The sequence below is a fragment of the Paraburkholderia acidipaludis NBRC 101816 genome (assembly GCF_000684975.1).
GTDB lineage: Bacteria > Pseudomonadota > Gammaproteobacteria > Burkholderiales > Burkholderiaceae > Paraburkholderia > Paraburkholderia acidipaludis.
The window spans coordinates 62,253-82,216 of record NZ_BAXZ01000008.1 but is presented as its reverse complement, the minus strand read 5'-3'; the positions used below and the strand labels follow the sequence as shown (position 1 = coordinate 82,216).

At 61.6% G+C, this 19,964-nt stretch carries 16 protein-coding genes; 5 read left to right on the top strand and 11 right to left on the bottom strand.

Annotated elements, in window-relative coordinates:
* Nucleotides 1-159 precede the first annotated feature (159 nt).
* The 5 genes from BAC01S_RS11785 to BAC01S_RS31085 form a co-directional block, all read right to left on the bottom strand.
* On the bottom strand, nucleotides 160-513 hold the full coding sequence (locus BAC01S_RS11785) for a DOPA 4,5-dioxygenase family protein (RefSeq protein ID WP_027794944.1): 354 nt from the start codon (nucleotides 511-513) through the stop codon (nucleotides 160-162).
* Between the two features lie 98 nt (nucleotides 514-611).
* The gene (ilvA, locus tag BAC01S_RS11780; protein WP_043201996.1) at nucleotides 612-2,183 is read right to left on the bottom strand and encodes a threonine ammonia-lyase, biosynthetic; all 1,572 of its coding nucleotides are present in this window, start codon (nucleotides 2,181-2,183) and stop codon (nucleotides 612-614) included.
* A gap of 525 nt (nucleotides 2,184-2,708) precedes the next feature.
* Nucleotides 2,709-3,710, bottom strand: a complete 1,002-nt coding sequence (locus BAC01S_RS11775) for a ParB/RepB/Spo0J family partition protein (protein WP_027794942.1) — start codon at nucleotides 3,708-3,710, stop codon at nucleotides 2,709-2,711.
* A complete protein-coding gene (parA, locus tag BAC01S_RS11770; protein ID WP_027794941.1) occupies nucleotides 3,700-4,386 on the bottom strand; it encodes a ParA family partition ATPase in 687 nt (228 codons plus the stop codon). The genes BAC01S_RS11775 and parA overlap by 11 nt, the downstream gene beginning before the upstream one ends.
* Nucleotides 4,387-5,256: 870 nt before the next feature.
* Complete coding sequence (locus tag BAC01S_RS31085) at nucleotides 5,257-6,636, bottom strand: replication initiation protein (protein ID WP_043201994.1); 1,380 nt, start codon at nucleotides 6,634-6,636, stop codon at nucleotides 5,257-5,259.
* 1,849 nt (nucleotides 6,637-8,485) lie between these two features.
* Here BAC01S_RS31085 and BAC01S_RS11760 point away from each other — a divergent pair.
* The 4 genes from BAC01S_RS11760 to BAC01S_RS11740 all read left to right on the top strand — a co-directional run bounded on the left by BAC01S_RS11760 (nucleotide 8,486) and on the right by BAC01S_RS11740 (nucleotide 12,550).
* Nucleotides 8,486-9,946 carry a sensor histidine kinase gene (locus BAC01S_RS11760; protein WP_084168542.1) on the top strand — a complete coding sequence of 487 codons (1,461 nt, stop codon included), beginning with the start codon at nucleotides 8,486-8,488 and terminating at the stop codon, nucleotides 9,944-9,946.
* Between the two features lie 20 nt (nucleotides 9,947-9,966).
* On the top strand, nucleotides 9,967-10,659 hold the full coding sequence (locus tag BAC01S_RS11755; protein WP_027794939.1) for a response regulator transcription factor: 693 nt from the start codon (nucleotides 9,967-9,969) through the stop codon (nucleotides 10,657-10,659).
* Between the two features lie 183 nt (nucleotides 10,660-10,842).
* Entirely contained in the window at nucleotides 10,843-11,517 is a 675-nt protein-coding gene (locus BAC01S_RS11750) for a response regulator transcription factor (RefSeq protein ID WP_027794938.1), read from the top strand.
* Nucleotides 11,518-11,842: 325 nt separating this feature from the next.
* Complete coding sequence (locus BAC01S_RS11740; RefSeq protein WP_027794937.1) at nucleotides 11,843-12,550, top strand: response regulator transcription factor; 708 nt, start codon at nucleotides 11,843-11,845, stop codon at nucleotides 12,548-12,550.
* A gap of 81 nt (nucleotides 12,551-12,631) precedes the next feature.
* Here BAC01S_RS11740 and BAC01S_RS11735 read toward each other — a convergent pair whose 3' ends face one another.
* From BAC01S_RS11735 to BAC01S_RS11710, 6 genes are all read right to left on the bottom strand, one after another.
* Nucleotides 12,632-12,889: a DUF4148 domain-containing protein gene (locus BAC01S_RS11735; RefSeq protein WP_027794936.1), complete on the bottom strand. Its 258-nt coding sequence runs from the start codon at nucleotides 12,887-12,889 to the stop codon at nucleotides 12,632-12,634.
* Nucleotides 12,890-13,086: 197 nt separating this feature from the next.
* Nucleotides 13,087-13,761 (bottom strand): response regulator transcription factor, encoded by a 675-nt coding sequence (locus tag BAC01S_RS11730; RefSeq protein WP_027794935.1) that lies wholly within the window; start codon nucleotides 13,759-13,761, stop codon nucleotides 13,087-13,089.
* 43 nt (nucleotides 13,762-13,804) lie between these two features.
* Complete coding sequence (locus BAC01S_RS11725) at nucleotides 13,805-14,734, bottom strand: LysR family transcriptional regulator (protein WP_027794934.1); 930 nt, start codon at nucleotides 14,732-14,734, stop codon at nucleotides 13,805-13,807.
* Between the two features lie 117 nt (nucleotides 14,735-14,851).
* Nucleotides 14,852-15,232, bottom strand: coding sequence for a hypothetical protein (locus BAC01S_RS11720; RefSeq protein WP_027794933.1), 381 nt, complete (start codon nucleotides 15,230-15,232; stop codon nucleotides 14,852-14,854).
* Nucleotides 15,233-15,562: 330 nt separating this feature from the next.
* Nucleotides 15,563-16,765: a porin gene (locus BAC01S_RS11715; RefSeq protein ID WP_027794932.1), complete on the bottom strand. Its 1,203-nt coding sequence runs from the start codon at nucleotides 16,763-16,765 to the stop codon at nucleotides 15,563-15,565.
* A 240-nt stretch (nucleotides 16,766-17,005) separates the two neighbouring features.
* Nucleotides 17,006-18,292: a porin gene (locus BAC01S_RS11710; protein ID WP_027794931.1), complete on the bottom strand. Its 1,287-nt coding sequence runs from the start codon at nucleotides 18,290-18,292 to the stop codon at nucleotides 17,006-17,008.
* 667 nt (nucleotides 18,293-18,959) lie between these two features.
* Between BAC01S_RS11710 and deoC the strand changes: the two genes are divergently transcribed.
* Nucleotides 18,960-19,958, top strand: a complete 999-nt coding sequence (gene deoC / locus BAC01S_RS11705; protein ID WP_407667920.1) for a deoxyribose-phosphate aldolase — start codon at nucleotides 18,960-18,962, stop codon at nucleotides 19,956-19,958.
* Nucleotides 19,959-19,964: the final 6 nt, after the last annotated feature.

Genomic DNA, 19,964 nt, shown 5'->3' with positions numbered 1-19,964 from the left:
TGAGTAACGGCCGCAAACGTTAAAACTTTAATAAATGGAAGGCGTACTAATGTCTGACAAAAGAGCGGATCTCCACCCGATCCCACAGCTATCTCACGCTAAATTGTCAGAGGAAAACCGGGCGACGGCTCGGTCGCGCACGGCTTCGGACGACATCGTTCAAGCGCCGAGGGCGGCCAGATTGAGGCGGTGCGAACGACCGATCCACGTGGCGCAATCGCGGTGATCGCGCAGCGAATCGGTGGTGTTCGGATGGACGAAAACATCGAGTTCGCCGTGATTCAGCGTGAGCCACTCGAAGATTTCCGCGAAACGTGTGCGCGAGAACGCGAGCTGATACGACCACATGGGATGCGGACCCACGGGACGCTCATGAAAACGCCCCATTTGCAGCGCATCGCCGAAGCGCGCCTCGATGACGGTGCGCAAGGCCCAGGCGGCGTCGCGCGTCGCCGCGTCGAAGTAGACGTGGGCGTGCCAGCTCTCTATTTCAGCCGGATCGAGGTAGCTCATGACAGACGGAACGAATTCGATGAAAGGAGCGTCATTGTGCCGTGAAAGAAGGCGGCGGGTCTGCCCCGCCGCGTCTGTTGCTCGTTGCCTGTTACCTGTCACTGCAGGAACAGCCGGTACGCCGGGTTGTGCGTCTCTTCCCAGTGCGGATAGCCGAGCGTGGCAAGGAAGCGCCGGAACTCCGCGTCGTCCGCCGCCGGCACCTGGATGCCCACCAGGATCGAGCTGTAGTCCGCCCCCTGGTTGCGGTAGTGGAACAGGCTGATGTTCCAGTCCGGCGCCATCGACGAGAGGAAGCGCATCAGCGCGCCCGGGCGCTCCGGAAACTCGAAGCGGAACAGCCGCTCGTCGTGCGCCAGCGGCGAGCGCCCGCCCACCATGTAGCGGATGTGCTGCTTCGAGAGCTCGTCGCCCGTCAGGTCCACCGTCGGGAACCCGTGCGCGACGAACGCCTGCGCGATCTGCTCCGACTCGCCCCGGTTGCGGATCTGCACCCCCACGAAGATGTGCGCGCGCTCCGCGTCGTCGATCCGGTAGTTGAACTCCGTCACGCTGCGCGTGCCCACCAGCTCGCAGAAGCGCCTGAAACTGCCGCGCTCCTCGGGAATCGTCACCGCGAACACCGCCTCGCGCGCTTCCCCCACCTCCGCGCGCTCGGCCACGAAGCGCATGCGGTCGAAGTTCATGTTCGCCCCCGACGTCACCGCCACCAGCGTCTGCCCGCGGATGCCCTCGCGCTCCACGTACTGCTTGGTCGCCGCCACGGCCAGCGCCCCCGCCGGCTCCAGCACGCTGCGCGTGTCCTGGAACACGTCCTTGATCGCCGCGCACAGCGCGTCGGTGTCCACCGTGATCACTTCGTCGAGGTACTCACGGCACAGCCGGAACGTCTCCTCGCCCACGAGCTTGACCGCCGTGCCGTCCGAGAACAGCCCCACCTCGGTCAGCTCCACGCGCTTGCCTGCCGCGATCGACTGCGCCATCGCGCACGAGTCGTCGGTCTGCACGCCGATCACGCGGATCTCCGGGCGCACCGCCTTCACGTACGCCGCCACGCCCGCTGCCAGCCCGCCGCCGCCGATCGGCACGAAGATCGCATGAATCGGGGCCTGATGCTGGCTCAGGATCTCCATGGCCACCGTGCCCTGGCCGGCGATCACGTCCGGGTCGTCGAACGGGTGCACGAAGGTCAGGCCGCGCTCTGCCTGCAGGCGCAGGGCGTGGGCGTAGGCGTCGCTGTAGGACTCGCCCGCCTGCACGACTTCCACGGTCGGCCCGCCGTGGGCGCGCACCGCGTCCACCTTCACCTGCGGCGTGGTGACCGGCACGCAGATCACGGCCTTCACGCCGAGTCTCGCGGCCGAGAGCGCCACACCCTGGGCGTGGTTGCCGGCCGAGGCGGTGATCACGCCGCGCTCCAGTTGCGCGGGCGTGAGCTGCGCCATCTTGTTGTAGGCGCCGCGCAGCTTGAAGGAGAACACGGGCTGGTTGTCCTCGCGCTTGAGCCAGACCGTGTTGGACAGGCGCGCCGAGAGGTTCGGCGCGCGTTCGAGTTCGGTTTCGCGGGCCACGTCGTAGACGCGCGCGGTGAGGATCTTTTTCAGGTAATCGTACTGGCCGGCGACGACCGTTTCGGTTTCGACGACGGCAAGGCCTGCTTCGACTGACATGGATGCTCCTGGGCTAGTTCTCGTTTTTAACCAGGAGGCGGAGACAAAAAACCCGCCTCTTGGGGCGGGTTGTTGTCGCTGCTGTCAGACGTGCACTAACCCACCATTCGATGAATGGTGCTAATAATCAGTGCAATGCGGAAAGGACGGCAGTTCATGAGCAAGAGCATCGCCTGGGGAGCACGGACTTGTCAATCATCACGATTTCGAACGCGTCGTATCAAATACTTTTATTTACGTATTGATTGATACGCTTCTGCGCGCGGTTCGGCGTTACGGCGGGGAGAGCGGCGCTATGACCCGCAAAAGCCTTCCCGGCTCGATCCAATGCCCGCCGATTCGTGAAACATTCTAGGAAATCTGTGTTATCCATTTGATTTTTATGGAAAAACTTCGCATCCGAAAAGATGCCTCCATGTTTCACGGATTCGACCCCTGGGACGATTTCTCCGGGGCCGCGAACCTTAGCATAAGGTCTACGAAAGCGGCGGCCCTGCCCTGCCGCCGCTTTCGTATCCGGCGAGCTTACGCAGCCTCCGGTGCGTCGATCTCGGACGCCCACTGCTCGATCACGGTTTTTACCCGCTCGGCCAGCCGCTGCTGGTCGGCGGGGGCAATACCTTTGAGACTCAGTTCCGCGCGCCCGTCGCCGAATAGCTTCAGTTCGCCCAGCGCAACACCGTCCCGGCGATTGAACTGTACACGTGACTGATAGTGCGTGCGGCGCGGGCCAATGCGGCGCGCGCCCGCCTCCGCGGAAGCCGCAGCCTCGAGTTTGCGGACGCTGGCTTTGCTTTCGACGACCAGCTGCAACCAATGCTCCGCGACCGTTGCTCCGGCGCGATCGAAAATGAGCTTGATGTTGTATGCGTGACCCAGACCCACGGCATCGCGATGCTGCGCCATGCGCTGGAGCAGGAAGGGCGGGAGCGACGTAAGCGAAATCACCTTGCTGATGTGTTTCGGATCCTCTCCGACGGCTACGCCTAACTCCACCTGATCGACATAAACGCCGTCGTCGAGCAGCTTCTTCCATGCGAGCGCGTCGTCGAACACCGTTTGCTCTTCGCGTTCCTTGTTTGCATGGTAGGCACGCAGATAGAGATTCTGATTGTCGAGGCCTTCGCGGATGTCGGCTTCGATCGTCTTGTCGCCTCGCGAGCGAGCGGCCCGAATACGCCGCTCGCCGTCCACGATCACGTATTTGCCGGGAAACTCCGCAAGACGCGTGACCAGAATCGGCGTGATCTGGCCTTGCTTCTCGAAACTCTCGGCCAGCTCATCGATCGTTTCCGCACTGTAGAAGGCACGGGGGTTATAGGGATTCGAAACGACGTCTTCGACCGCAATCTGTCGAAGCGCATGCGACGACGCCGGCACCGTGTCGACTTCCGGCTGCGCGACCGCACCGGCATCACGCTGGGCGATGTTGACGACGTCGGCTTCAGCCAGGCGCTCGCCGGCCGAGACACGTTCGGCCGCCATGCCTGCGCGGACCTTGCTGGTGAAATTGAGCTTAGCGGCCATCTGCAACCTCCTCCTCTTCTTGTACGAGCGCGATGATTTCGTTGTAGACGGCATTGATTTCGTCTTTCGCGACCTTGGTGCCGCGCACGCCGCGAACGTCGAATACGGTGCGACCGAGCGCGGCAGTCTGCCGATAAAGCTCGCGCTGCTTGATCGTTGACGAGAGAACGCGAACATTGCTTTCCGCGAGGATGGCGCTCATTTGCGTATGCAACAGCGTCTTCGAGTTCGACTTATTTAGCAAAATTGCAAATTTTCCCGCAGGATTGGCCACGCGAGTACGTTCGACCAGTTCCATCATCCCTTCGCTACTCCAGATGTCGATAGGCGACGCGTCGGTCGGGATGACCGTTGCGTCTGCGACAGCCAGTACGCGAGCGGTAGTCAGGTCATTGATGTTCGGGGGGCAGTCGACAATGACGACGTCGTAATCATCGGCAAGAGCAGCAACCTCCGGCCCGATCATTTTTTCCAGCTTGTGAATGCTTCCTACTCGAAACGGCAACGGGCTTTCTGGCCCAGCCGCAGCGCACCAGCTCATGCAGGATTGCTGGCCGTCGGCGTCTGCAACGTAGACTTTGTATCCATCGGATTGAAACGCCCCGGCCAGATTCATCGTGGTGGTAGTTTTACCCACACCGCCCTTTTGGTTCGCTACGGCGATTACCAGTCCCATTCGGCTCTCCAAGACATATGTTCCAAGAGCTGTCGTCCCTGTGTGCGCTCTCCACGTGGAGACTCCAGCGAAGCACCTCGAAGTCTAACGGGAAGTTAAAGTAAATTCTAGGTTTTACCTCAACTTCGTTGCCAGATCACAACCTTTTGGCCAATTGGATAAGGTTTTTCGCATTTCCATAGACGGCTTTTGTTGATTGATCGGCAGACACGGAACTTTTTTGCTCTCCACGTGGAGACTGCTAGGAATAGTGGTGGCCTGACCGGCCAATGGTGACTAACCCTGTTTCTCCCGCTCAGAAAAGCCATTGTCATGTCATTCAAATACAGGCCCGTGCAGACCAACTAAGGCAGACAAACAGCAATTCAACGCGATTAATACGGCATCGGAAAGGACCACGTTGTGGAGTGATCTCCACGTGGAGATCGACTGCAAGAGGTCCGTTGACACCAACCGCAGTCGTTCGACTCAAGTACGAGTCTCCACGTGGAGATATGCGGTCAGCGCTTTCAACGACGGTCCAAGCCACACAGGATTTTGCGGCTTATGAAGCGGTCACACGCATAGCATTGGAAGAAACCAAGGCTTCACAAATCTCCACGTGGAGACATGTGGGAACTACGTCAGAAAGAGGACGCAATGCAGTAAAGGCCGGCGTTCGAGATAATGTCGGCGGGCGACTGCTGGGTAATCAAAACCAGATAGTAGAAGAGGGGGCGTGTCGCTGCATTCGTGGTTCATTGCAGAGCTTCACTGTCGAATTATATTTTCTTTAAATAATCGGCAAATTCGACTAAATTTCGTCGCAACACAATCTGGTGGGAACACCTAACAACCAGGCAGGGCAGAGCGTCCACCCCGCCCCAACCCTCACTCGAAACGCGCTTTCAACGCAAGGTCGACATCCGCCGCCGACAACGTATCGGCAGCAACCGTGCCTTGCTGTCCGTTCAGCAAAAATTCGAGAAGATCCGCCGCGGTCGGCTGTCCCCAGGTGTCCAGCACGACCCAGCGGAAGAAGTTCGTCGATGCCATCTTCGACGGCACCTTCGTCGTCGACACTTTGAGCTTGTCCATCCCGACCGTCTCGTTATAGCGCTTGATGAGCGCCGTCTGGTCGTCGTACTCCAGCTCGTTGAAATAGGAACGCGCCTCCGCGATCTTCGCGGCGATGTAGCGATCCTTCACCTGATCCTGGCTTTCGCGTGCCTTCGCCGTTTCGGCACCCGCGCCGACGGCGGCTGCATTCGCGCCCGGCAGCTGATAGCCCTGCATCAACGCCTTGCGGAAATACGCGGCCACGTTCGCGAGCGGCGCCGCGTTCTTCTGTGCAACGCGTGCTGCCGTATAGGCCACGGCCGTTCTGATCTTCTCTTCGCCGTATTGCTTCAGCAGCCGGCGCGCCTCGGAAACCGGAATGCTGAATTTCGACATCTCGCCAATCAGCACGGTCTCGTTTGCGCGCAATTCCTGGGAGGGGTCGGTCTCCGGCTTGCGTGTGACACGAAACTGCAGCGAGACGACCGAGCGGCCCACCTTATGCTCGATCAGTTCGAAGAGATGATCCGAGATCTCGTTGACCTCCTTGATGCACGGCACCAGCACGCGGCTCTTGAACTGCTTGTAGAGCTTGTACGACTGCGCCGACGTATCCTGGCCGAGAATCAGATCGCGCAAGGTCGCGAGCGGGAAGCGGGCCGTCATGCCGACGGCTTCGTAGCGCACGACGTTCTCCCACAACGCAAGCGAGTGCGCCTTCCTGAATTGCCGCGTGATCCGCATGTCGATCATCGCGTAGATCTCGGGATTCAGCAGTTCGCCGCGAATCTGCTCCGAGAACGTGTAGCGCAGCACCGAGCGCTCGAGCTCCGCACCCGCGAGCAGGCCGGATGCCTTCCAGATGCTGCGCTTGTCCTGGGTGAGGTAGTCCCAGTTGACGACCGTGCTGATGAGCGAGTTGATCGTCTCTTTGACGTACTCGGTGTTGTTGCTGTTAAGGTCGACGTCCTGCGAGAGGGCGGAAATGGTGATTTCAAACGACGAGCGGCCCGGCTCCAGCGAGTCCTGGCGAATGGCGTTCTTGATCAGCGAGCTGAACATCTTGCGCTGCTGGAGGCTGATCGACCCGGACTTGGGCGCGATGTGAATCGCAGGGACGGCCTTGCGGAAGAGATCAGGCGGCTGGCCTTGCTGAAATACGAGTGCGCCTTGTTTGTCGGCGTCGCCGGCATCGGCCTTCTTTCTTGCCATATGACCCACGGTGTAAGGGAACCTGATCGGTTGGTAACTGTATACCAAGCGACAAGGTGACTCAAGGCCGCATTCTGTTCGGTGCCGTCGCACGACACCGGACAAGAAACAGTTGACAGCCTCGCCCACACCGCACCGAACGCGCCGCCGATGCCCCTTCAAGGTGGCGTTCAGGCCTCCCATAACGTGAGACCTTTGGAGTCGAAGCGACGAACAAGGCTCCCATAAACGGCAACCTTAAGACAAAAAGTGAGTACTCACACACTGAGATACGTGGCGACAACACTGAAAAGGTACCTGCCTATGGGACAAATCGGCACGAGGCAGTTGTCCACAGCCCAATGAGCCGACGGCCGGGACGATATCCCATTCCCGGTTACCTTCAAGGTGTCCCATAATCAGCTACCTAACCATGGCGCAGAGAGGGCCAACACAACCCCATGTCACACGCGGAACTCCCATAACCGGGAACCTTGAATTTCTCCCATAACCGGATACCCAACGAATCGGTACGCCAGTCAAAGGAACACCACGAAAGGACACTGGCCTTGTCTGATCCCGCGACCTTTCTCTTGAACCCGACTCACGGCCCCATAGTTGGTTACCCCAAAATGCTCCCATAACCGGTGACCCAATCAGGAAGCTCATCCCCGGGCCCAGCCTCCAAACCATCCCAGGTTCCCCATAACTCGTGACCTGGTTGGCATCCCATAACCTGCTACCTGGAGCAGTACGAGCCATCGATCCCATACGCCGAGACCTTTCTCCCATATCCACGACCTCAAACTCCCATCGCTGGCTACCGGGTTCCCATATCCACAAACCCGAACTCCCATACGAGGTAACCGGAATCCCAAAAGAGGGCACCAAATCGCCCTCAAAGCCTTACCAGGCAAGGCTTTGAGTCTCCTAAAGGTTTACTAAAGTAGTTAAAGTGTTGAAGTAAACACAGAAACCTGCGTCCGAAGAGAAAGAAGTCTCCCAAAACCGGGGCCCTATAAACAAGTAAGTGGTCACCAACCTCCACAGACCCCATAGCTGGCTACCATCCCCAGTCGACGGGGGTTCTCTGGTCTCCCGCTTTCCAAGTCAATTCAGCAGATTGATGAGAATCGACATTCAGTTAGCTCAGTAACCTTATGATTAACCGTAAAAAACTGCGCTATGGTCGCCTGCTATGGGAATACTGGAGGGCAAAAGGTAACGCTCTATGGGAGAACTAGCGGTCCTTCGCGCAAGGTACGGGGCCCTTCCGGTCCGCTTCCAGGTCGATGAGCTCACGGCAAAAACGGCTCCGGCTCAATCCGGCGATGCGGACCGCTCGCGGTGCAACGAAGTTCAGGTCTCTTGTTCCCATATCCGGTTACCTGGCTCAGGTCACCAAACATGGGAACCAACGAGTTGGTCTGCCAAAGGTTCGGGACCGAGGTCCGCGTCATCTCAACTGGTGCACTGCAACGAGTCCACTGGAGACCTTGCGCGATGCATGACTCGACAAAACCTCAAAATCGATCTGAGGGTACGATGTCTACTGTTAGTGGTTACCCACAAGACGTTGGTGACAACGCGCGCAAACTCTGGCAGCATTATTGTTATATAGTCGTAAAAATTTAACCCGGTCTTCACTGTTATGATGCCGTTGTCGCCGCAAGTCCCCACTATGATTGGCCGTTAAAGGCAGTGATACGTCCGTGAACCTGCTGTTGGACGGAGCATATATAGATAAGCTTTCGGGGATCGTCATGTCAGTCAGCACCTTCGGGCCGCCGCCGCCTTGTCACGGCCGCGGACATCGCCTCTTCGCGATGCGCCCGTCGGTCTTCGCCGCCCGGTGCGAGCGAGGTTTGCGATGAGTCTGCCCGGCTGGACCACTGGCAAGTCCGGCAAGTTCGTAGCCGTGTCGTCGCGGAGTGTCGCCGCAACGGCGGATGTTTCCCGCGATCGCTGGCAAACCACCACGTTTCGGTGGTTCACCGCCTATGCGACGATCTTTTCGCTGTCATTCATGGCGCTGCTCGGCGTGATCGAGTATTCGGTGACTCGCGCGATGGAGCGCGAAACCGATAGCGGCCTGCGCTGGCAACTCCGCTATTTCGATTCGCGCCCCGACGATGCCATTGCGGGTGCAATCGATGAGCGCCTCAAACGCGAGGAGCACCAGCATAACTTCTACGGTCTGTTCGACGGCGCCGGCCACTGGCAGGCCGGGGACATCCGCATGCTGCCCGAGGGCCTCAAGCTGGACCGCTACGGGCACACGTTCGAGCACAAGATCGGACAGTCCCTGAGCGTCGACATCGGCAGCGACCGGCCGGCGTTGCGTGTCATGGGCGAGATTCGCGCGAACGGATCCGTGCTCGTGGTCGCGCGCACGCTTTCGGACGTGCACCATGTGCACGACGAGCTCATGAAGGCGATCTTCGGCGGCGGCCTGCTCTGCCTTGCCGCGAGCCTGGGCGCCGGGCTCGTGCTGAGCATGCGGCAGATCCGCCGTGTTGCGGAAATCCGGCGTGTGACGGGCCGCATTGCGAGCGGCGATCTCGCCCAGCGATTGCCGGTGGCCGGCCGCGACGAGCTCGACATGCTTTCGCACCTCGTGAACAGCATGCTCGACGAAGTGGAGCGCCTGATGGGAGAGGTCAAGAGCGCCTGCGACGGCATCGCGCACGACCTGCGCACGCCGCTCACGCGCCTGCGCCTGCGCCTCTCGACGGCCGCCGACACGTTCGAGCGCCGCGGCGAGCCTGGCGTCGCGCAGATGCTGGTCGGCGCGCGCGACGAAGCCGATTCGGTGCTCGGCCGCTTCGCGGCGCTCCTGCGCATCTCGGAGATCGGCGCGATGCAGCGGCGCAGCGGCTTCGGGTCCGTGGCGCTGCCGGATCTCGTTGGCGAGCTCTACGAGCTTTATGCGCCGCTTGCCGAGGAGAAGTCCATCGTCCTCACCTCGTCGATCGCGCCGGTCGATCCGATCCATGCGGACCCGGAACTGCTGTTCGAGGCGTTCAGCAATCTGCTCGACAACGCGATCAAGTTCGCGCCCGAGGGCGGCCACGTGGACGTGGTCCTGCGCGCGGGGGAGGCGGGAGCGCAACTGCTGGTCAGCGACGACGGACCGGGCATCGCGCCCGACGAACGCAGCGCGGTGCTCGGCCGCTTCTACCGCAGCGAGCGCACGCGCCACCTGCCGGGCAGCGGCCTCGGCCTCGGCATCGTTCTCGCGATTGTGCGGCTGCACGATTTCGACCTGTCCATTGGCGGAGCAGACAAGGGGACGGTGGTGACGATAGACTGCTGGCCGCACCATACCTAGCCGCTCATAACAACCTGCCGATGAGAGTCCTGCTGTGCTCCTCCTCCGATACGGAGCGGGGTTACCTGCATAAAGCCCTGAGCGAGAGCCTGAACAGCGTGGAGATTGCCGACAATCTGCACGACGCGGCCTATCTCGCCGCGCAAGAGCCCTTCGACGCGATCATCCTCTGCACGCCGGGCGGCCAGACGCCCGACGGTCTGGCCGAACCGCTGGCTATGTTTGCGCAACTGCCCGCCGCCCCGGCCATCATCGTCACCCTGACGCGGGCAACGCCTGCCGACTGCGCGCGGCTGCTGCGCGCGGGCGCCGACGCCTGCTTCGTGCAGCCGTGGTCCATCCTCGAGATCCAGGAGCGCATGCTGGCCCTGCAGCGCGCCACCCAGGCCGCAGCCGCTCCCTTACCCGCCCGCCTCGACCCGCTGACGCGCGATCTTGTCGAAGACGCCCGGCGCATCTCCCTCACCACACGCGAATACCTGCTCATCGAATGCCTGCTGCGCCACGTCGGCGCGCCGGTCGCCCGTGACCAGCTGATCCGCTACGCGTGGCCGGAGAAGGGCGATGTCGAAGCCTCCAGCGTGAACCTCGTCGTCTCGCGGCTGCGCCGCAAGCTCGACGCCGAAGGCGCGCGTACCACCATCGAGACCGTCAGCCGCTATGGCTACCAGCTCGATATCCGGCCGCCCGTGGTGCTCGACCCGCAATCGTAAGGGCAGTGCAAGCCCGCTTTTCTGGATACGGGAACTCGTCCCGTCCGGCAAGGGGCTTGCGTCCGTCGAAATTTAAATTTATTTTCATGAAAGAATCGCAGAAATCAGCCGGCCGACGGTAAACTCGAAATTCCTGAAAGGTCGCGCCGGTCGGTGCGACGGAGTGCGAGACAGATGAGCCAGGTGCGCGTATTGACGGTGGAAGACGACGCCGTCACAGCCAATGAAATCGTCAGCGAGCTGAAGCAGCGCGGCTACGAGGTCGACTGGGTCGACAACGGCCGCGACGGCATGGCTCGCGCGCTGAGCGACGACTACCACATCATCACGCTCGACCGCATGCTGCCGGGCGTGGATGGGCTATCCATCGTCACGGCCATGCGCACGGTGGGCATCCAGACGCCGGTGCTGATGCTGAGCGCGCTGGGCGACGTGGATGAGCGCGTGCGCGGCCTGCGCGCGGGCGGCGACGACTATCTCACCAAGCCTTTCGATCCCGAAGAGCTCACGGCGCGCCTCGAAGTGCTGCTGCGGCGCCGTCAGGCGGCGAGCGTCGCGCGCGAGACGGTACTGCGTGTGGGCCCGCTCGAACTCGACCTGATTTCGCGGAAGGTACACCGTGACGGCGAGGAGGTGACCTTGCTGCCTACCGAGTACCGCGTGCTCGAATTCATGATGCGTCACGCCGGCAAGACCATCACGCGCACGATGCTGTTCGAGGCCGTGTGGGGCTACCACTTCGATCCGGGCACCAACCTGATCGACGTGCACATGGGCCGCCTGCGCAAGAAAATCGACCCGCCGGGCGTGCCGCCGCTGATCCAGACGGTGCGCGGCTCCGGCTACCTCATCGGATAGCGCCGCGTGGAGCGCCGCTCTTTTGCCGCGCCGCCGGTCCGTTCCGGACGGCGCTGGTACACCACGACGTTTCGCTGGCTCATCGGTTACACGGCGCTCTTCGGCGTCCTGCTTATTTCGCTCGTGGGTTTCGCTATGTGCTGCGCATTCCGACAACGGTTCCGGCATCGCCCGCAGCGAGCGCGCCGCCGTGCTGCATGTACACGATTTCACGCTTCATATCGACGACGCACCCGACATGGGCCGCGCAGGCGGCCCGGGAACGCGCATGAGCGTCGCGTGCTGGCCGAGCGCGCTCGCCTGACAATCAACCGGATGCCAGTTCATGCGCATACTGCTTATTTCTCCCTTGCATGCGGAAGGGGCCTGGCTGCAGAAGGCGTTGCAGGAAAGCGCCCATAGCCTGGAGCGCGCCGAGGATCTGCGCGACGGTCTCTTTCTCGCGGGCGAAGAGCCGTTCGACGCTGTCATCATCATGGCGCTGGACAGCGCGTTGCTCACGCCGCTGCTCCACATGCTGCCGGAACTCGTGAAGGCGACCCCCGGTGCCACGATACTCGCCGTGCTCGGCATCGAAGCCGGAGCCCACGCGCGATCCCAGGTGCTGCGCGCCGGCGCGGATGCCTGCTTTCGCTATCCGTTCTCCTTCATCGAAATGCATGAGCGCCTGCTTGCACTGATGCGCACAGCGAGCGCCGCGCCCGTTTCCGCGTCGGCCAAAGCGGAAACGGCGAAGAGCATGATTCCGCAGCTCGATGCCGGCACGCGCGAGATTGTCGAGGGCGCACGTCGCGCGGAGCTGACGCGTCGCGAGTATCTGCTGGTGGAGTGTCTGCTGCGTCATCCCGACACGCCGGTCGCGCGCGACCAGATGATCCGCTACGCGTGGCCGGACAAGGATGAGATCGATCCGTCCACCGTCAATCTCGTCGTGTCGCGCTTGCGCCGCAAGCTCGAAAGCGAAGCCTTCGAAGCGCGCATCGAGACCATCAGCCGTTACGGCTATCAACTGACGTTGCCCAAATCCCGTTGAGGATGCGCTCGCGCACAAGGTAACCGTTTGTGGGAACCGGTTACCTTTTCGATGCTGCCTTCCGTTTCACGTGCTGGCCGTTCAATGCGCGTAGAGCGTCGAGTTCAGATACGCGAGCTGGCCATCCTGCTCCGCCTGCACGAGTTCCTGATAAACCTGCGCGCGGGTCTTCTGCGCGACGGGTTGACCATACGGAGGCACCCAGCTGCCCTGTGCGTTCGCGGCGACCTGCGTTGCGGCCGGTCGAACGGATGCGGTGCCCGCGTTGGCGCTCTGGGCGAATGCGGACGTGGTCGTGACGAGACCGGCGAGTGCCGCGACGATCATAAGGGTCTTCATGTTGCCTATCCTCCAGTAACGAAATCGGTTGGCCGGTAAGCGAATGCGATAAATCGCATTCCGGTATTGGAAGCATAGTGAGGCGGCACTATCGGACCGGAAGCAGGAACATGAATAAAAATTTAGCGATTGGAGTTTTAAAGAGGATTACTGATTAAGTGGATCTGAAAAAACACGCCGGCAGGCGGCGTGTCTTTTTAGCCGAGCAGGTAGCCCGACCCGCGTATCGTGCGAATCAGCGAAGGCTCTCCGGGCGTATCCACGCGGTTGCGCAGGCGCCCGACGTGCACGTCCACGAGATTCGTGCCCGGATCGAAGCGGCCGCCCCACACGCCCTCGAAGATCATCGTGCGCGTGAGCACCTGGCCCGCGTGGCGCATCATGAATTCGAGCACGCGCAGCTCCGTGGGCCGCAGGCGCAGGATCTTGTCGCGGCAGGTCAGCTTGCGCTTGACGAGGTCGAGTTCGAGCGGGCCCACGCGCAGCACCGTCTCCGTGGAGGTGGGGCGCGAGCGGCGCCGCACGAGCGCCTCGAGGCGGGCCGACATCTCGTCGATGGAGAATGGCCGCGTCAGGTAGTCGTCGCAGCCGGCGCGCAGGCCCTGGATGCGCTCTTCCACGCCGCTCGTGGAGCTCATGACGAGCACGGGGGTTTCGATGCCGACGCCGCGCATCGTCGTGACGATGGTCAAGCCGTCCAGGTCGGGCAGGCGTCGTTCGAGCGCGATGACGTCGTAGTCGCCGGCCATCACCATCGCGATGCCTTCGCGTCCGGTGCGGGCAATGTCGACGGTGAACCCGGCGGAGGTAAGCGTCGGGACGATGCTATGTTCGGTGACGGCGTCGTCTTCGATGGTCAGGAGTCTGGGCATGGCGATCCAGGTTTCGTGACGGTGTGACTGGGTGAACAAGGCATCAGGCGACGGCGCGCAACGGCACCGGCGAATTTTGCGCGGGGTTCGCGCGGTACTGCTCCACGGCGAAATCGATGAAGCTGCGCACCTTCATGGTGAGGTAATTGCGGCCGGAGTACACGATCGAGATGTGCTGCAGGCCGCCGTTGATCTCGTACTGGTTGAGCACGGGCACGAGTGCGCCGCGCGCAATGTCGTCGGCCACGACGGGCAGCGGCAACAGCGCGATGCCCATATCGGCCAGCGCGGCCGTGCGCACCATGGCGTAGCCGTTTGCCGTGAGCGGGCCGTTGGTGTTCACGCGCTGCGCGCCTTCGGCGTTCGAGAACTCCCATGTGCGCGGTGCGTCGGAAACCGCAAGCAGATCGTGCTGCGCGAGATCGGCGGGCGTGCGCGGCGTGCCCCGGCGCGAAAGATACACGGACGAAGCGACCACGATTTCCTTCACGGACGTAATCTTGCGGCTCACGAGCGAGGCATTGACCGGCTGCCGGTCGGTAGCGAAGCACACGTCGAAGCCGCCCTCGATCATGTCGATATGCGTGTCGTAGGCCGTGATGTCGAAGTCGACGCGCGGATTCGACGCGCGATAGGCCCCCAGCAGGGTAGCGAGCCCCGAATTGGCGAACACCGCCGGCGCGGCGATGCGCAGCACGCCGCTCGGATCGCGCGTGGCGCGCACGAGCTCCGATTCGACCTCGTCGAGCTTTTCGATCACGGCGCGACAGCCGTCCAGGTAAAGCCGGCCTGCTTCGGTGAGCGAAAGGCTGCGCGTCGACCGGTTCAGCAGGCGCATGTTCAGATGCGCCTCGAGCATGCCCACGCTACGCGTGACGGCCGCCGCGGACATGCCGAGCTGCTTGCCGGCGAGGCTGAAGCTGTTGAGATCGACGACGCGTGTGAAGACGCGCATGGCTTGTAGCTGGTTCATCTGCGAGTCCGTAGTATTTGAGGCCAATGCGAAGTCAAGCGCGAGGGCGGCGCGAGCTCATAGCTCCCAGCGCCTCGTCAGGCCGTGCTCGCGCCCCATCGGGCCTCGTGCGCCGGCTTAGTTCGGCAAAGCGTGCGGATTCTGAACGGCTGCTGTCGCCTCTTGCGCTTCGATCGCCGACTTGAGCCTGTGCATGCTTTCGGTGGGGATCGCGAATCCAGCCCAGCCTAGCCCCGTGTGCCGGAAAAACACGACGGCGCCGTCGAACAGCGGGTTGCGCTCGGTGTACCAGCTCGGGTCCATTTCAATCACGTACTGATGCGTGCGTAACAGCTGCTCGGGCACGGCCGGGCGCATTTGCGCGCGCAGCTTCCCCAGTTCTTCGATCAGGCCGTCGACATCCGCTGCATCGAGCAGTGCCGCATTGCCGTTCACCTTCACGCAGACCGCGTGCTCGCCGTACTCGTTCACGAGTTCAACCGACATCGGCTTGGACATTCGCGATTCCTCGCAGTCTTGAAACTGGAGGGATTATCGGCGGGTACTTGATGTCAGTGTTTTAAGATGTCGCGCGCTGAAAATGAAGAATTGTTTAATTAAAAACAAAATCCCTTCAATTTCTTTCAAAATCTTTTCCTCTGGGCGCCTTGCGAGGCGGGGCACAGCGGGAAGGCGCGGCGTGGGAGGAATTCGGAAGCGCTAATTACATGAAAGAGGTTTCATGCGGCGCGAAGAAGGTATGGCCAGGATGAAAAAACGAGAATGAAAAAACGGCGAATGCCCGCGCCGTAACGCATGGCATTCGCCGCTCGTGGCGATCAGGAACGATCAGAACTTGTGGCGGATACCGACCATCGCCATGGTCTGGTTGTTGCCCACCGCGTCGTTGCCGAAGTCGCCCATCGAGGCCGTGGCCGTCGTCAGCGTAGAGAGGCCGTTGGAGTTGTAAGCCACCGTGTTGCCCGATGCATGCTGGTAGCCCGCGAGCACGTAGACGTCGGTACGCTTGGACAGGAAGTAGTCGCCGCCCAGGCTGACCTGGCTGTAGGCAGCGTTCACGCCGTTGCCATAGCCCTTCGTGTAGTCGTAGCCAACACCGAGGATCGCGGCCGGCGTGACCTGGTAGTTCAGGAAGGCCTGTCCGGTGTTGAAGCGGCTGGTGCCTTGAACGTTCGCGCCGGTGCTGTTCGTAAAGCCGTAGTTTGCGTATTCGACGTTGCTGTACGCGATGCCGAACGTAACCGGGCCAAACACGTAGTCGCCGGCAGCGCGGATGATCTGCTGCGAATTGGCACCGCGGAAGCCGCCGGTGATTGCCTGCGAATCGAACTGGGCACTGGAAACGCCCGCGCCCGAGTTGAACGTATCGAACGTCGAGTTGCCGCCGGCGTTGTTCGCGCGGAAGTAGCCAGCGCCGAGGCCGAACGGACCGTGGTTGTATGCGGCCGCAATAGCGATCGTCTGGCCCGCGCCGGTGCTGCCGGGCACGCCGCCGAACGCGTACATTGCGCCGATCTGCAGGCCGGCGAAGTTCGGGCTCGTGTACTTGACCGAGTTGTTGGTGCGGTAGCTGTTATCGTAGTTGTCCATGTCGCCCGGCGTGGCGAACGTCGGACCGAACGCGCCGTCGTTGGTGAGCGGCTGGATCAGGTCGATCAGCGGGTCGTACTGGCGACCCATCGTGAACGTACCACCCTGGTTCGAGTCGAGGCCGACATAAGCCTGACGACCGAACAGGCGATCGCCTTGGCCGCTCGAACCGGTATTGATGTTGAAGCCGCTTTCGATCTTGAAGATTGCCGAGAGGCCGCTGCCCAGATCTTCCGTACCCTTCAGGCCCCAGAGGTTCGGCGAGAGGTTACCCGGCGAGAGCTGCCACGTGCCGCCCGACTGGCCATTGGAGCCCTTCTGGTGGCTGAAGTAGGCGATCGAGTCGTCGAGCGCGCCGTAGATCGTGACGCTGCTTTGTGCATGGGCTGCAGTTGCTGCGAAAGACGCCAGCGCAGCTGCGGCGAGAGCGATTTTTTTCATTGACGGATCTTTATAGTGAGTTGCGGTTGTCAGTGAGAGCTTCATGAAATTGCGGCCCGCCTTGGCGAGCCGAATCCAGCGGGATTATCCGTAGATGCCCTGATCGGACGAATTCTAGGATTGGAAATACTGAATTTCAAGAAACGAAATCGCTCGATTGCCCCGGCGGGCGGGGCGTGCGCGCCCATGCTGCTCACGCCCTTGTTGTTTTATCGCCACTACCCGCCGGGCCATTTACCGTCAGAAAATCGTGCGGAGGCCGCCTGCAGCGATGTAGTTGTTCGTCTGGTAGTGGTTCGTCCAGTTGCTGAACTCGGCGCCGTTGTACTTCGAGAACATGTAGCCGGCGTACACGTCGGTGCGGTGGCTCAGGTGGTAGTCGGCCAGAACCGAGTATTGCAGCTGGTTGCCGCCGTACTGGTTGGCATTGCCCATCTGCTGCGTGTCATAGAAGCCGACTGCCACGTCGAACGCCGGCGTGATCTTGTAGTCGCCGCCGAAGAAGTACACGTTGTTGACCGACGTGAAGCCCTGGTTCGATACCGTACCCGAGTAGCCGAAGTACGAAACCGTCGAGCCCGGAACGTCCGGATCGCTCGGCGCACTGAGGATGTAGTGCTCGTAGCCGCCCTTGACGGTGAACGGACCATACGAATACTTCGCGGCGACCATGAAGTCTTCGTCGTTGGTGAGCGTGAGCGAACCGACGTTCAGGCCGAGCGCGGCGCTGTTTGCCGCATTCGCGCCGGTCAGGCCGCCAGAGTGGAGAGCATCGCGCGCCTGGTAGTACGTTGCCTGAAAGCCCATGCCGTAGGCTTCATAACCGAGGTTCGCGCCGAAGGTCGAGCCGTCGCCGAACTTGCCGGCGATGCCGCCGAAGCTGTACGAAAGGCCGAAATTAAACGGCCCGTAATGGTTCACGTACTTGATGTTGTTATCCGTCCGCGAGCCTTCCGTAATGCCGCCTGCCGAATACGAACCCGAAAAGCCGAGGGGCGAGAACAGCTGCGCCGCGAACATCGGGTCGTAGTTGGTGATGGTGTCGTAACCGAGCGTCGTCGTGCGGCCAAGCGAGATCGCACCGTATTGATCCTGCTTCAAGCCAACGTAGGCGCCACGGTTAAACAGCTGGCCGCTGAGTGCCGAGGCCACACCGACCGTGTTGTTCTGGCCGGCGAGCGAGCCTGCAGCGTTGTTGATGGTGCCGGTCGGCACGTTGATCCCCGATTCGAGGTCGAAGAACGCGCTCATTCCGCCGCCGAGGTTTTCGTTACCGCGGATACCCCAGCGCGAATCCGAAATGCCGCCGTTGAACATGCCCCAGACCGGGTTCTTGAAAGCCGTGCTGACCTTGTTGACCGGGTTCACGGTAGCCGGGAACGTGGCGCTGCCGTTTGCGCTATGCTCGACCACGCCAACCGCGACGTCCAGAATGCCGTACAGCGTCACGCTATTGCTGTCGTCGGCGTGCGCGACGCCTGCGATCGGGCCCAGGGCCAAGGCTGCAATTAGATACTTCTTGTTCATGTAAACGATGCTCCTCGTTTGAGTGTGGCTGAGTGAGAGAATTAATGAGGACTTGTTATTAGCGGTTGGACTGTACGAATCGCGTGGTTCGGGCGTCCACGCCGGGGCGAACCTTCGGCGACGTGAAATATAGCCAGGGCTTTCACTGGTAAGCAGATGAAATCGACTGAAATTCAGTTTTTCAGAATTTGCGTTGTGTCACTTCTACATTGTCATATTTCTGATATGTAACAAAGTGACGCTCGCAACGATTTCGTAAGGGGGCGTGCGAGGCCCGTCAGAGCGGTGGCGCAAACCTTTGCGCGCTTTTTGCTTGCGGCCGCAACAACGTGACGGAATGCGGGCGCAACGGGTTCGTCATGAATTTGAAAGCAGATCGGCACATCCTTCAACAAGTCGATGCGGTCGCCGCAACGCTTTACTCATCCCGCTCGAGGCGATCGGGACAATTTCTGTTAGGGATTTATCAGCCGGAACTTGAAGGCGCCTGGCAAGAAGGGTGCGAGAAGGGCGTCATGGCGAGGCAGGCGGCGTGCCGCCTCGGGTCGATATGATTGTAACTACTGTTGTCACGATCGTTTCATCGGTATAGGATGGATGCAAGTAAACCAGCACGGTTTGATGTGCATTGCACAAATTCGCACTCCAGCCTATGTCAGACGTCTCAATGAACTCTCTTGTCGTGCTGCGCGGGGCGCCCGCCGGGCACGCCGCGCACGTGGCGCGCAATGCCGGCGTACCGTTCGACGCCGCGTGGGTCGAGCCCCTGCGTGTCAATCTTGCCGCCGTCGAGCGGCGTACCGCCACGCTGGGCACGCGCCGCACCGTGAAGAAGGACGCGCAGGCCGCCTGGCTGCTGAAGGCCGTAACTTGCATCGACCTGACGACGCTCAATGGCGACGACACCGAAGGCCGCGTGCGGCGCTTGTGCATGAAGGCGCGTCATCCGGTGCGCGCCGATCTGCTCGAAGCGCTCGGCATGACGCCCAACCGCATTACGACGGGCGCGGTGTGCGTCTATCACCGCTTTGTGGCAGCCGCGGTGGACGCGCTGGCGGGAAGCGGCATTCCCGTCGCCGCCGTCTCGACCGGTTTTCCGGCCGGCCTGAACCCGCATGAACTGAAGCTTCGCGAGATCGAGGCTTCGGTGGCGGACGGGGCCGGCGAAATCGATATCGTCGTCACGCGCGAGCACGTGCTGACCGGCAACTGGCGCGCCCTTTACGACGAGGTGCGCGAGTTCCGCGCGGCGTGCGGCGACGCTCACCTGAAGGCGATTCTCGCCACGGGCGACATCGGCGTGCTCTCGAACGTCGCGAAGGCCTCGATGGTCTGCATGATGGCCGGCGCCGACTTCATCAAGACGTCGACCGGCAAGGAAGGCACCAACGCCACGCTCGACGTCTCGCTCGTGATGGTGCGCATGATCCGCGAGTACCGCGAGCGCACGGGCGCGCTGGTGGGCTTCAAGCCCGCGGGGGGCGTCTCGAATGCGAAGACGGCGCTTGCCTACCAGATCCTCATGAAGGAAGAGCTGGGGCGTTCCTGGCTCGAACCCGAGCTCTTTCGCTTCGGCGCGTCGAGCCTGCTCGCCGACATCGAGCGCCAGCTCGAACATTACGTGAGCGGCCGCTATTCCGCCTTCAATCGCCACCCCGTAGCCTGAACAGAC